At 59.5% G+C, this 13263-nt stretch carries 10 protein-coding genes; 5 read left to right on the forward strand and 5 right to left on the reverse strand.

The genetic code is table 11. The features are described 5' to 3' along the window. Positions 1–11: 11 nt before the first annotated feature. Positions 12–1043, reverse strand: coding sequence for a Fic family protein (locus AEQ67_RS14575; protein ID WP_059404532.1), 1032 nt, complete (start codon positions 1041–1043; stop codon positions 12–14). Between the two features lie 68 nt (positions 1044–1111). Further along, on the reverse strand, positions 1112–2887 hold the full coding sequence (locus tag AEQ67_RS14580) for an ABC transporter transmembrane domain-containing protein (protein WP_161807468.1): 1776 nt from the start codon (positions 2885–2887) through the stop codon (positions 1112–1114). A gap of 254 nt (positions 2888–3141) precedes the next feature. Here AEQ67_RS14580 and AEQ67_RS14585 point away from each other — a divergent pair, with 254 nt between their 5' ends. Next, positions 3142–3321 carry a PA1571 family protein gene (locus AEQ67_RS14585; RefSeq protein ID WP_059404534.1) on the forward strand — a complete coding sequence of 60 codons (180 nt, stop codon included), beginning with the start codon at positions 3142–3144 and terminating at the stop codon, positions 3319–3321. 163 nt (positions 3322–3484) lie between these two features. On the opposite strand, the gene pdxB is transcribed toward AEQ67_RS14585, so the two are convergent. Beyond that, entirely contained in the window at positions 3485–4627 is a 1143-nt protein-coding gene (gene pdxB, locus AEQ67_RS14590) for a 4-phosphoerythronate dehydrogenase PdxB (protein WP_059404535.1), read from the reverse strand. 290 nt (positions 4628–4917) lie between these two features. Between pdxB and AEQ67_RS14595 the strand changes: the two genes are divergently transcribed. Next, positions 4918–6327, forward strand: coding sequence for an MATE family efflux transporter (locus tag AEQ67_RS14595; RefSeq protein ID WP_059404725.1), 1410 nt, complete (start codon positions 4918–4920; stop codon positions 6325–6327). A 132-nt stretch (positions 6328–6459) separates the two neighbouring features. Here the strand turns inward: AEQ67_RS14595 and tusA are convergent, their stop codons facing one another. Together tusA and rlmM are read right to left on the reverse strand one after the other, a co-directional pair. Further along, a complete protein-coding gene (gene tusA / locus AEQ67_RS14600; protein WP_059404536.1) occupies positions 6460–6711 on the reverse strand; it encodes a sulfurtransferase TusA in 252 nt (83 codons plus the stop codon). Positions 6712–6891: 180 nt separating this feature from the next. Further along, positions 6892–7965 (reverse strand): 23S rRNA (cytidine(2498)-2'-O)-methyltransferase RlmM, encoded by a 1074-nt coding sequence (rlmM, locus tag AEQ67_RS14605; RefSeq protein WP_059404537.1) that lies wholly within the window; start codon positions 7963–7965, stop codon positions 6892–6894. 222 nt (positions 7966–8187) lie between these two features. On the opposite strand from rlmM, the gene acnA reads away from it, so the two are divergent. From acnA to AEQ67_RS14620, 3 genes are all read left to right on the forward strand, one after another. Next, on the forward strand, positions 8188–10929 hold the full coding sequence (acnA, locus tag AEQ67_RS14610; protein ID WP_059404538.1) for an aconitate hydratase AcnA: 2742 nt from the start codon (positions 8188–8190) through the stop codon (positions 10927–10929). Positions 10930–11285: 356 nt separating this feature from the next. Beyond that, positions 11286–12077: a CPBP family intramembrane glutamic endopeptidase gene (locus AEQ67_RS14615; RefSeq protein ID WP_059404539.1), complete on the forward strand. Its 792-nt coding sequence runs from the start codon at positions 11286–11288 to the stop codon at positions 12075–12077. A gap of 383 nt (positions 12078–12460) precedes the next feature. Then, positions 12461–13252 carry an ABC transporter permease gene (locus AEQ67_RS14620; RefSeq protein ID WP_082377850.1) on the forward strand — a complete coding sequence of 264 codons (792 nt, stop codon included), beginning with the start codon at positions 12461–12463 and terminating at the stop codon, positions 13250–13252. Positions 13253–13263 lie beyond the last annotated feature (11 nt).

Raw genomic sequence — 13263 nt, forward strand, 5'->3', positions numbered from 1 at the left:
TTCGGCAACTCCTACGCCGAACCAGGCGGCACGGAGGCCTTGCCGAGTCTGGTCAAACGATACCGTTGAGCCGGACTGTTAGGTGAATTTGGCTCGGTCATCTCGATCAAATTTGCGACCAATGCCGGTCTGAGATAGTTAGCCCGGAAGTTCGCCTTATGAGTCAAACCGACCTCTGCCATCAATTCATTAACCTTGAGCGAGTTACCGCCATGGAGCGCCCAAAGCACTTTCGCTACTTGGTCGGTTACTGGGTCGGTTACTGGGTCGGTTACTGGTTCGCTCCGGGTCGCTTCCGCTAGTGCAAGACTCAATGCTTGCAGCATGAACTCGACAAAAGGCGTCGATTCAGCCAACTGATCGGCTGCCGATAATGCCGCGTAATAGTCGTCCTGCTGCTCTCGAATCACGGCTTCGACTGGCAGATAAGCCAACACCGGACGCCACTGACTCAGTATCAAGGTCTGCCAAAGACGCCCCATGCGTCCATTGCCGTCGACGAACGGATGGATAAATTCGAATTCGTAATGGAAAACGCAACTGATGATCAGCGGATGCCAATCAGAAGCGCCAAGCCACGCCAACAAGTCTTCCACCAAGTGCACAACGCGACTCGGTGGTGGCGCCATGTGGACCAATTTATCGCCACGGTAGATGCCAACACCGGCTCGACGAAACTGTCCGCAGTCGTCAATCAATCCGCCCATCAGCAACTCATGGGCTCGAAGCAAGTCGGTTCGGGTACTCGGCTGCCAATCCGGCATGGTTTCGTAGGCCGCAAAGGCATTACGCACCTCCTGGATTTCCCGAGGCAATCCCAGCACTCGCTGCCCCGCCAAAACGGCCGTCACCTGCTCGATACTGAGGGTATTGTTCTCGATGGCCAAGGAAGCCTGAATCGTACGAATTCGATTGCTACGACGTAACTGAGGCGTCTGCAGGCGTTCGTCCATAGCCGTAAGCTGACCAATTTGCTCGCTGATTTCGGCGACCAGCGCCAACATTTTCGTGGTCAGGGTCAACGGCGGTTGATAACGGCTCATATCCTCATCCAGGCTCGCAACTGAGGCCGACATAATGCCCGAACCCGACAGTATTCAGCAGTGCTGATTCATGCCGCCTCGTGCCCGTCACTGAACTGCAATGCCGCCAACCGTGCATACAGCGCATTGCTCGCAATCAACGCTTGATGTGTCCCCACCGCCACCAGTTTCCCTTGATCCATCACGGCGATACGGTCGGCGTTTTTCACCGTGGCCAGGCGATGGGCGATGACCAGGGTGGTGCGGTTTTTCATCAGGCTCGGCAGGGCTTGCTGGATCAGGTGTTCGCTCTGGGCATCGAGGGCGCTGGTGGCTTCGTCGAGCAGCAGGATCGGCGCGTCCACCAGCAATGCGCGGGCGATGGCCAGGCGTTGGCGCTGGCCGCCGGACAATCCGAGGCCACCGTCGCCTAGATGAGTCTGGTAGCCGTTGGGCATTTGCTCGATGAAGTCATGGGCGTAGGCAATTTTTGCCGCTTCCTGAACCTGGGCCAGGGTGGCCGTCGGGTTGCCGTAGCGGATGTTCTCTTCGATGCTGCCGAAAAACAGCGCCGGGTTTTGCGAAACCAGGGCGAAGCAGCGGCGCAGGTCCAGCGGATCAAGTTGAGTCAGTGGCACGCCATCGAGCAGGATGCGTCCTCCACACGGGTCGTAAAAACGCAGCAACAGGTCATACACCGTCGACTTGCCGGCACCGGACGGCCCTACAAGCGCAAGGGTTTCGCCGGCGTTGATGGTCAGGTTCAAGCCATCGACGGCGTAACTTTCAGGACGCGACGGGTAGGAAAAACGTACATCCTGCAGCACCAGATCGCCCTTCACCCGCTCGGGCAAGGTCACCAGGCCAGTGGCTGGCCGCTGGATTATGTTTTCCGAACGCAGTAACTCGGCGATCCGCTCGGCGGCGCCAGCGGCTCGCTGCAGTTCGCCGATCACTTCACTCAATGTGCCGAAAGCGCTGCCGACGATCAGGCTATAAAACACAAACGCCGCCAGTTCACCCGCCGAAATCCGCCCGGCGATCACGTCCATGCCGCCGACCCAAAGCATCACACCGACCGCGCCCAGCACTAGCACGATCACCAGGGTAATCAGCCAGGCACGCTGGAAGATGCGTTTACGGGCGGTGTTGAAAGCCTCTTCTACGGTAACGGCAAATCGCTGCTCGTCCTGGACCTGATGGTTGTAGGCTTGCACGGTTTTGATCTGGCCCAGGGTTTCGGAAACGTAGCTGCCGATATCGGCAATCCGGTCCTGACTCAGGCGCGACAAGTTGCGTACCCGGCGACCGAAAATCAGGATCGGCGCGATCACCAACGGCAAGGCAACCACCACAATACTGGTGAGCTTGGGGTTGGTGATAAACAGCAACACGATGCCACCAATCACCATCAGCAGATTGCGCAAAAACAGCGACAGCGAAGAGCCGATTACCGATTGCAGCAATGTGGTATCAGCGGTCAAACGCGACTGGATCTCGGAGCTGCGGTTGTCCTCGTAGAAACCCGGATGCAGGTAGATCAGATGGTTGAACACCTGACTGCGGATGTCCGCGACAACCCGCTCACCGATCCATGACACCAGGTAAAAACGCGCGAACGTGCCGATTGCCAGCCCGATCACCAGCAGCATGAACAGGCCGATGGACTGGTTGAGCAAATGCGGCGATTGAGTCATGAAACCCTGATCCACCAGCAGGCGAATGCCCTGCCCCATGGACAAGGTGATGCCTGCAGTAACGATCAACGCGAGCAAGGCACCGAACGCCGGCCAGCGATACGGCGCGAGGAAACGACTGGCCAGGCGAATCGCACGGCGGTGACGGGCAGAGAGCATCGGGATCATCCAGGTACGCAACAGAACAGTTAGTTGGGCCAGCCTACACCGCAATGGGTAGAACTTTGTAAATCACAATGAGTCAGGTTAATTATGTCCGCAAAGACTAGCGGCTAGACGCTATTGGTCTAAAGTCCGGGTGGCAAGGTCGCGGTATTTCTGGTGGACTGGTATTGCCGCCCTGGAAAGATCGCAGGGAGTTGTCACAGCCCGGTCACTTGGCGGTTCTACAGTAAGCACACAACCTGATGAGGAGACAGGCCATGTCCTTGCAAAACAGCAGCGATGACAAAGTTCAAGTGATCCGCACACAGCCAGACCAGTCTCTGGGTTGCTCAATTATCGATAAGGATGGGCGCGAAGTACCGATCACTGAAGGCATGATCCAGGACGCCTGCCGCGAACTGGAACAGCGATTGGTCAAGCCTGCCAAACAAGATTGATATAGCCACCGTCTTCTTGACCCGGCCCTGATGGCCGGGTTTTTTATGGGGGCTGATCCGGCAATTGTGGCGCAGCCTTCGCGGGCAAGCCTCGCTCCTACAGGGGAGCGAGATTCAAAACCTGTAGGAGCGAGGCTTGCCCGCGATAAAGCCAACGAGGTCCCTAGACTGCCGTTGAACCCAACGCCGCCACGATTTTCTGCAATGCCGGCGAATCCCCATCGATCCGCACCTTCAACCCATCAATCTCTCGCCGCAGCGGATAATGCTTGCGCAGCGCATCAAACGCCGCACGCTGCTCGTTGATACTGCCTACAAGACTGCGGCGAAAATCTGCATCGTCACGGCGCGGGTCGTACACGCCACGGCACACCATCGCCAGCGCCCAGGCCGGATCGCTGTCAGCGTTCAAGGTCACATGCGACAACCACGGCGCCGGCAGCAAATCGCTCAAGCTGACCTGCTCCGGTTGCCCGAGGAACTGGCAATAGGCCTGATAGATCTGCGCCGTCCCTCGTTGCTTGCCATCCAGGCTATAACCAGCAATGTGCGGGGTGGCCAGCACGCAGAGTTCGGCCAATGCGACATCAACCTCCGGCTCACCTTCCCAGACGTCCAGCACTGCTTGCAGGTCTTCGCGCTGCAGCAGCACTTGCCGCAGGGCCGCGTTATCCACCACCGGGCCACGACTGGCGTTGATCAGCCACGTGCCGGATTTGAGTTGGTTCAAGCGGTTTTTATCGAACAGATGCCAGGTCGCCTGAGCGCCGTGCTTCTTCAACGGCGTGTGCAGACTGATGACGTCGCACTGTTCGATGATCTGTTCGAGGCTGACGAAATCGCCACCTTCAACAGCTTGTCGTAGCGGATCGCAGACCAGCACGTTCCAGCCCAGGCCTTGCAGAACCTTGACCAGGCGGCCGCCCACTTCACCCGCACCGACCACGCCGTAGGTGCGCTGAGTCAGGTCGGCGCCTTCGATTTCAGCCAGTGTCAGCAAGCTGCCGAGCACGTAGTCGACGACGCCACGGGCATTGCAGCCGGGCGCGCTCGACCAGGCAATGTCAGCCTGTTTGAAATAATCCAGGTCCAGGTGATCCGTGCCGATGGTGCAGGTGCCAACAAAGCGCACTTTGCTACCTTCCAGCAGCGCACGGTTGACGTTGGTCACCGAGCGCACCAGCAATACATCGGCCTGTTCGACGGTGGCACGGTCGATGGAACGTCCCGGCACCCGGCGGATTTCACCGAAACCCTGGAAGAATTCATCAAGCAGCGGGATATTTTCGTCGGCAACAATCAGCATGGCAGGCTCCTTTGGCGGATCGGCAGTGTAGGCGGAGATGGCCATAGTGGGCCAGCGGCCATTGCTGACCTTGATCTGAACGACACCACTTACCCTGTGGGAGCGAGCTTGCTCGCGAAAGCGGTGTGTCATGCAGCATCAATGTCGACTGACACTCCCTCTTCGCGAGCAAGCTCGCTGCTACAGGTTTTGCGGGATTACAAATCGGTAACACAGGACTTTTCCTGACCACTGCGTCAACGCGTAGAATGCCCCGCCTCGCGCATCAAACTCTTTTGGACGTTTCGCCCTTGAATTCCGTGACCGACCGCCCCGCCGCTATTTCCCTCACCCGCCCGGCCCGGGTTCGCCTGGAGCTGAAAAACCTGCTCAGCCTGGCGCTGCCGATCATGATCGCGCAGCTGGCGACCACGGCCATGGGCTTCGTCGATGCGGTGATGGCTGGACGCGTCGGGCCGCGGGACCTGGCGGCAGTGGCGCTGGGCAACTCGATCTGGGTCCCGGTGTTTCTGTTGATGACCGGCACCCTGCTGGCCACCACACCGAAAGTCGCCCAGCGCTTCGGCGCCGGCACCCACAGCGAGATCGGCCCGATCGTGCGCCAGGCGTTGTGGCTGGCGTTGGTGGTGGGCCTGATGGCGACCGGCATGCTGTTCAGCGCCGAACCGATCCTGCACCTCATGAAGGTCGATCCCGAGCTGATCGGCCCGTGCATGCAATACCTGCACGGCATCGCCAGCGGCTTGCCTGCCGTCGCCCTCTACCACGTACTCCGTTGTTTCAGTGATGGCCTGGGCCGGACGCGTCCGGCGATGGTGCTGGGGTTGTGCGGGCTGGCGCTGAACATTCCGCTGAACTACGTCTTCATCTATGGCCACTTCGGTGTGCCGGCCATGGGCGGCGTCGGTTGCGGTTGGGCCACGGCGATCGTGATGTGGGTGATGGCGCTGGGCATGGCCGGCTGGGAGCGCTGGGCGCCGGCCTATCAGTCGAGCCAGTTGTTCAGCCGTTTCGACTGGCCGCAATGGTCGGTGATCAAGCGCCTGCTGGGCATTGGCCTGCCCATCGGCATCGCGGTGTTCGCCGAGTCGAGCATCTTCGCGGTGATTGCGCTGTTGATCGGCAGTCTCGGCGCCACGGTGGTGGCCGGGCATCAGATCGCGCTGAATTTCAGCTCGCTGGTGTTCATGATTCCCTACTCCCTCGGCATGGCCGTGACCGTGCGGGTCGGCCAGGCACTCGGTCGTCAGGAGCCGCGTGAAGCACGCTTCGCCGCCGGTGTCGGCATGGGCACGGCGTTGGCCTATGCGTGTATTTCCGCGAGCATGATGCTGTTGTTGCGCGAGCACATTGCGACCATCTACACCTCGGACCCGACGGTGATTCATGTCGCGGCGATGCTGATCGTGTATTCAGCGCTGTTCCAGTTTTCCGACGCGATCCAGGTGACGGCAGCCGGTGCGCTGCGTGGTTATCAGGACACACGGGTGACGATGGTCCTGACGTTGTTCGCGTACTGGGGGATTGGTTTGCCGGTGGGTTACGCATTGGGCCTGACCGACTGGCTCGGCGCGCCGAGCGGCCCGAGCGGTCTGTGGCAGGGTTTGATCGTGGGCTTGAGTTGCGCGGCGCTGATGCTGTCGATCCGCCTGACGCGCAGTGCCCGCAAGCGGATTCGCATGAGCCATTCGCTGGGCTGACCCAGACTTGTACCTGTACCTGTAGGAGCGAGCTCGCTCGCGATGGACTTGAAGGCGCCGCGTTTATCCAGCAAACACGCGTTATCGTTAACGTCCATCGCGAGCGAGCTCGCTCCTACAGGGGTCCGTTCGTTAATCGGACTTCTTGCGAATCCAGTAGAGATAGGTGCCTGCCTCTTCGTGCTGCCCGATCAGTTCGTGGTCGAGAAACACGCAGAACTTGGGAATATCGCGACGGGTCGACGGGTCGGTGGCGATCACCTTGAGCAGGCCGCCGGGCGCCAGGTCACGGATGTGCTGGTGCAGCATCATTACCGGCTCCGGGCAATTGAGGCCGGTGGCGTCGAGGGTGCCGTCTACCGGCGTATCAATCATTTCACTCATGATTCACTCCTGAAACGTGCCGGCATTGTCGCGCATTGCCGGGTGTTCGGTCATCTGTCGTCTATCGCCTGGATCCTGTAGGAGCGAGGCTTGCCCGCGAAAGCCGCGCTGCGGTGTATCTGCAGGACCGGGGTGTGGCCTTCGCGGGCAAGCCTCGCTCCTACAGGGGGTATGGGGGACTCAACGGGATTTCGGTTTTTTCACGTCAAGACGGCGCAGATGGCAGGTCACTTCTTCACGGTCGTGATACAGCTGCTTGCAGCCGATCTCGACCCGAATCCCGCGTTCCTTGAACCCGTCGGCAATCCTTTCCAGCAAGCGCTTCACTTCGGCGTAACGCTGTTTCATCGGCAGCTTGAGGTTGACCACGGCTTCACGGCAATGCCCCTCGCCAATCCATTCTTCCAGCATCGCCGCGTTGCGCGCCGGTTTCTCGACGATGTCGCAGACCATCCAGTCCACCGGCTGCTTGGGCTTGAAGGTGAAACCGTCGGCCATCAAGTGCTGCACCAGACCGGTGTCCATCAGGCTTTCAGCCATCGGGCCGTTGTCGATGGCGGTCACCAGCATGCCGCGGTTGACCAGTTGCCAGGTCCAGCCACCCGGCGCGGCGCCGAGGTCGACGCCGGTCATGTCGCTGTGCAGACGCTCGTCCCACTGGTCGCGGGGGATAAAATGGTGCCAGGCCTCTTCCAGCTTCAGGGTCGAACGGCTTGGCGCCTCACGCGGAAACTTCAGGCGTGGAATGCCCATCGGCCACATCGCCGAATTGTTGGATTCGGCCAGGCCCATGAACACTTCACGACCACTTTTGAAGGTCAGCAGCAGGCGCGGCTTGTGCGCGTCTTCAACCAGTTTGCCAGCCGCCATCAGCGCCTTGCGCAGGTGGCCTTCGAATTTCTTGCAGAAGTTCGACAGCTCTTTGCCGTCGTTGGTGTCGACCATTTCCAGCCACAGGCTGCCGCATAACGGGAAGTCCGCCATGTGGGCGAGGATCACGCTGATGCGGTCGGTTTCCGGCAGATCAATGAAAATCCCGCGAGCCCACTGGCGCGGAAAAATCAGATCGGTAAAACGCTGGCCACGCATCAGGCGCTCGGCGCCGTCTTCTTCGGTGCAGATAAATTCGGCGCAGGCGCTGGCGGTCTTGGCCTTGGCATAACCGGCCACGTTCAGCCGTGCGGCGTGTTCGGAAATCTCGGAACAGACTTCGCCTTCGAAGCCCGGCCGGCAATGCATAAAGAGGGTGTTCATTCTTACTCCTGGGCAGATGGCGAGAAATTCAACCACTGCGCGATGCCCAGACTTGCGTTGAAGCAAAGCCTGTCACGAAAACCGGCGCATGATAGCCGAGTTCGGAACCTTGGACTTGGCCATAGAGTCCAGTTATTAGCTTTAAGCACCAAACAGGACTAGGTTTAATCCTCAGTTCGTTCCCTCAGTCCGTAGCCCTGCGGACCCAAAGGAGTCATTTCAATGCCGTCCCTCGATAGCCTGAAAACCCTTAAAACCTTACAAGTCGACGACAAGACCTATCACTATTTCAGTTTGCCGGATGCCGCCAAAAGCCTGGGCGATCTCGACAAGCTGCCGATGTCGTTGAAAGTGCTGCTGGAAAACCTGCTGCGCTGGGAAGATGAAAAAACTGTCACCGGCGCCGACCTCAAGGCGATTGCCGCGTGGCTCAAGGAGCGTCGCTCCGATCGTGAAATCCAGTACCGCCCGGCGCGGGTACTGATGCAAGACTTTACCGGCGTTCCCGCCGTGGTCGACCTCGCCGCGATGCGCGCGGCCATGGCCAAGGCCGGCGGTGATCCGCAGCGCATCAACCCGCTGTCTCCGGTGGATCTGGTGATCGACCACTCGGTGATGGTCGACAAGTTCGCCAGCAGCAGCGCCTTCGAACAGAACGTCGACATTGAAATGCAGCGCAACGGTGAACGTTACGCGTTCCTGCGCTGGGGCCAGAGCGCCTTCGACAACTTCAGCGTGGTGCCACCGGGCACCGGCATCTGCCACCAGGTGAATCTGGAATACCTCGGTCGCACGGTCTGGACCAAGGACGAGGACGGCCGCACCTACGCCTTCCCGGATACGCTGGTCGGCACCGACTCCCACACCACCATGATCAACGGCCTTGGCGTCCTCGGCTGGGGTGTTGGCGGGATCGAAGCGGAAGCGGCGATGCTTGGGCAACCGGTGTCGATGCTGATTCCGGAAGTGATCGGCTTCAAACTCACCGGCAAACTCAAGGAAGGCATCACCGCCACCGACCTGGTGTTGACCGTCACCCAGATGCTGCGCAAGAAAGGCGTGGTCGGCAAATTCGTCGAGTTCTACGGCGATGGCCTCGCCGACCTGCCGCTGGCCGACCGGGCAACCATCGCCAACATGGCGCCGGAGTACGGCGCGACGTGCGGCTTCTTCCCGGTGGACGACATCACCCTTGAGTACCTGCGTTTATCCGGTCGCACCAGCGCCACCGTGAAACTGGTCGAGGCCTACAGCAAGGCCCAGGGCCTGTGGCGCCTACCCGGTCAGGAACCGGTGTTCACCGACAGCCTGGCGCTGGACATGGGCAGCGTCGAAGCCAGCCTTGCCGGGCCGAAACGCCCGCAGGACCGGGTTTCACTACCGAATGTCGCGCAAGCGTTCAGTGATTTCATCGACCTGCAATTCAAGCCCACCAGCAAGGAAGTCGGTCGCCTTGAAAGTGAGGGCGGCGGTGGCGGTGCAGTGGGCAATGCTGATCTGGCCGGGGAAGCCGACTACGAGTACGACGGGCAAATCTATCGCCTGAAAAATGGCGCTGTTGTGATTGCCGCGATCACCTCCTGCACCAACACCTCCAACCCGAGCGTGATGATGGCGGCGGGTCTGGTGGCGAAGAAGGCTGTGGAAAAAGGCCTCAAGCGCAAACCGTGGGTCAAGAGTTCGTTGGCACCAGGTTCGAAAGTAGTCACCGACTACTACAAGGCTGCAGGCCTGACTCAGTACCTTGATGAGCTGGGTTTTGCCCTGGTCGGCTACGGCTGCACCACGTGCATCGGCAACTCCGGCCCATTGCCCGAACCCATCGAAAAAGCCATTGTCGCGGCCGACCTGACCGCCGCCTGGGTGCTGTCGGGCAACCGCACCTTCGAAGGTCGCGTGCATCCGCTGGTGAAACCCACCTGGCTGGCCCCCCCGCCGCTGGTCGTCGCTTACGCGTTGGCCGGCACGGTGCGCATCGACATCAGCAGCGAGCCGCTGGGCACCGACAAGGACGGCAACCTGGTGTATCTGCGGGACATCTGGCCGAGCACCAAAGAGATCGCCGATGCGGTGAATCAGGTCAACACCGCGATGTTCCACAAGGAATATGCCGAAGTGTTTGCCGGCGACGAGCAATGGCAGGCGATTGAAGTGCCGCAAGCGGCCACCTACGTCTGGCAAGAGGATTCGACTTACATCCAGCATCCGCCGTTCTTCGATGACATCGGCGGGCCGCCACCAGTGGTCAAGGACGTCGCGGGCGCCAGAGTCCTCGCGCTGCTGGGCGACTCGGTGACCACCGACCACATCTCCCCGGCCGGCAACATCAAGGCGGATAGCCCGGCGGGCCACTACCTGCGCGAGAAAGGCGTGGAGCCGCGGGACTTCAACTCTTATGGCTCGCGTCGCGGCAACCACGAAGTGATGATGCGCGGCACCTTTGCCAATATCCGCATTCGCAACGAGATGCTCGGCGGCGAAGAAGGCGGCAATACGATCTACATTCCGACGGGCGAAAAACTGCCGATTTACGACGCGGCGATGCGTTATCAGGCATCGGGCACGCCGCTGGTGGTGATTGCCGGGCAAGAATACGGCACCGGGTCGAGCCGCGACTGGGCGGCCAAAGGCACCAATCTGCTGGGGGTCAAAGCGGTCATCGCCGAAAGCTTCGAGCGGATCCACCGCTCCAACCTGGTGGGCATGGGTGTGTTGCCGTTGCAGTTCAAGCTGGATCAGAACCGCAAGAGCCTGAACCTGACCGGCAAGGAAACCCTCGACATCCTCGGCCTGACCGGCGTGGAGCTGACGCCGCGGATGAACCTGACGCTGGTCATCACCCGCGAAGACGGTAGCCGCGAGAAAGTCGAGGTGTTGTGCCGGATTGATACGCTCAATGAAGTGGAGTACTTCAAGTCGGGAGGGATTTTGCATTACGTGTTGCGGCAGTTGATTGCTTCATAATCACTTGCTGACAAAGACACCGCCGTAGGGCGGTGTTTTTGTTTGTGTCCTGTACCGAACAAAAATACCCTGCACGCCAGCGAGCCACTGTAGGAGCGATGCTTGCCCGCGAAGACGTCGGCACATTCAACATTGATGTCGACTGACAGTCCGCTTTCGCGGGCAAGCCCGCTCCCACAGGGTCATGTGTCGGACAGCAACGTCGTGAACAACACCGATCAAATGTGGGAGCGGGCTTGCCCGCGAAAGCGGACTGTCAGGCAACATTGATGTTGGATGTGATTGCCCCTTCGCGAGCAAGCCCGCTCCCACATTGACCGAGGCAATCCGCAGAATCTCAGACACAAGGACTTCACATGTTCGCTCTGCCATGGATGTATCTGGCGCTTCTCTGCACGGGCTATGCACTGGCCCTGATCTACGGCCAACTCGGCCGGCTGGCCGCAATCTCTGTCGCGCTGTTGCTGGTCGCCGGTTTCGCGGTCCGGCAGCAAAAAATCCCCATCGCCCGTTACCTCGGTCACGGCGTGTTCATCGTCCTCGCCCTGGCGCTGGCGATGCACTGGCTTCCCGGTTTCTACAACGGTCGCGGCATCGACCCGCAACGGTTCACCGACGATGCCGTGCCGTTTTCCATGTACCTGAATCTGGACAAACCGCTGATCGGCGTCTGGCTATTACTGGTCTGCCCGTGGCTTGTCGGCCGGCGCTCGCTGCGCCTGGCCGTTTATGCCACCGCAATGGCGCTGGCCCTGAGCGTGGTGCTGGCCTTGGGTGGCGCGCTGTTGCTTGGGGTTATCAGCTGGGCACCGAAGTGGCCGGACCACGCCTGGCTGTGGATGCTGAACAATCTGCTGCTGGTGACACTGGTGGAGGAAGCGCTGTTTCGCGGCTACATCCAGGGCGGTCTGAGCCGGCGCTTCAAAGACCTGCCCTATGGCGAAAACCTGGCCCTGCTGCTCGCATCATTATTGTTCGGTTTGGCGCATATGGGTGCCGGCTGGCAATGGGTGTTGCTGGCGAGCCTGGCAGGGGTCGGTTATGGCCTGGCCTATCGTTTCGGCGGGTTGGGTGCAGCCATTGCCACCCACTTCGGTTTGAATCTGTTGCACTTCGGATTGTTCACTTATCCGATGTTGGCCGGGTAACAAACCATTGGCTAAAACCAAGGCAAAAATCGGTGCGCTCAACACCATCCGGCACTGATTTTCGCGTCGTGAATCGGGGCTTCAGAAAATTGCGCGCCTACGTTAGAAATCGTTCAAACTGCTCACGCTATTTTGGCGCCGCCAGTAACGACACCCAATAAACACTGAGAAAAAGCGTTTTTTTGACGTCTAGCCTTGCCGCTCGAACAGTTATTTTTAGTCAGGCACTGCTTGGGAACTAAGCGGCTTGACTACTGTCTCCCACAGCGATTAACCTCCCGCCCCACGAATGGAAGCGCTCTGTCCTACATCGACAGAAGTCCTCTGAAAATGAATTCAAGCAACGCGTTTTATCGCGCTGTTGTGCTGTGCGGTAAATACTCTTGAAGCGTCGCTCCCCCCTCCAAATCAAAAAATCCGTCATTTTTGCCCTGGTGTTACGCGAAGCGCGTGCGCGTATCGGTGATAGCCGCATGGGCGCGGTGTGGATGCTGCTTGAGCCGATTTGTCACCTGTTGATTCTCAGCGTGTTGTTCTCGCTGATTCGCGGTAGAACCGTGGCCGGTCTCGACTTTCCGGTATTCGTACTGGTTGGTCTCGCGCCTTTCCTGCTGTTTCGCAACATTGCGCTGCGCCTGATGGATAGCCCCAGGGAAAACCGCTCGCTGTTTGCCTACAAACAGATAAAGCCACTCGACACGTTCATAGCCCGTGCACTCGTTGAATTCAGTATCTCCGCCACGGTCTACGCCATTCTGGTGTTCGGCTTCGCCTGGTACGGCTTCGATATGTCGATCAAGGCCCCCATCCAATGGGTGCTGACCATCCTGCTTGGGGTGTTGTTTGCCTTTGGCCTGGGCATGCTGCTCTCGCTGATTGCACATGCCATTCCCGGCAGTAAATTGTTCATCCGCATGATGTTCTTCCCGCTGTACTTCATCTCCGGAGTACTGATACCGGCAGCCTATTTACCACACGCGATGCTGCCGCTACTGCTGCTCAATCCGTTCCTGCATCTGCTGGAACTGATCCGCGCCGAGATCTTTCCTTACTACGTGCCCGTCGATGGCGTCTCACTCCATTACGTCGTCGCCGTCACCCTGGTTCTGCTGTTTGTGTCGCTTGGCACCTACCGGGTTCGTCGACTGCATTTGATCTCCACCAAGAACGGCTAACCGCAGGCTTC

The sequence above is a fragment of the Pseudomonas sp. RIT-PI-q genome, assembly GCF_001297125.1.
GTDB lineage: Bacteria > Pseudomonadota > Gammaproteobacteria > Pseudomonadales > Pseudomonadaceae > Aquipseudomonas.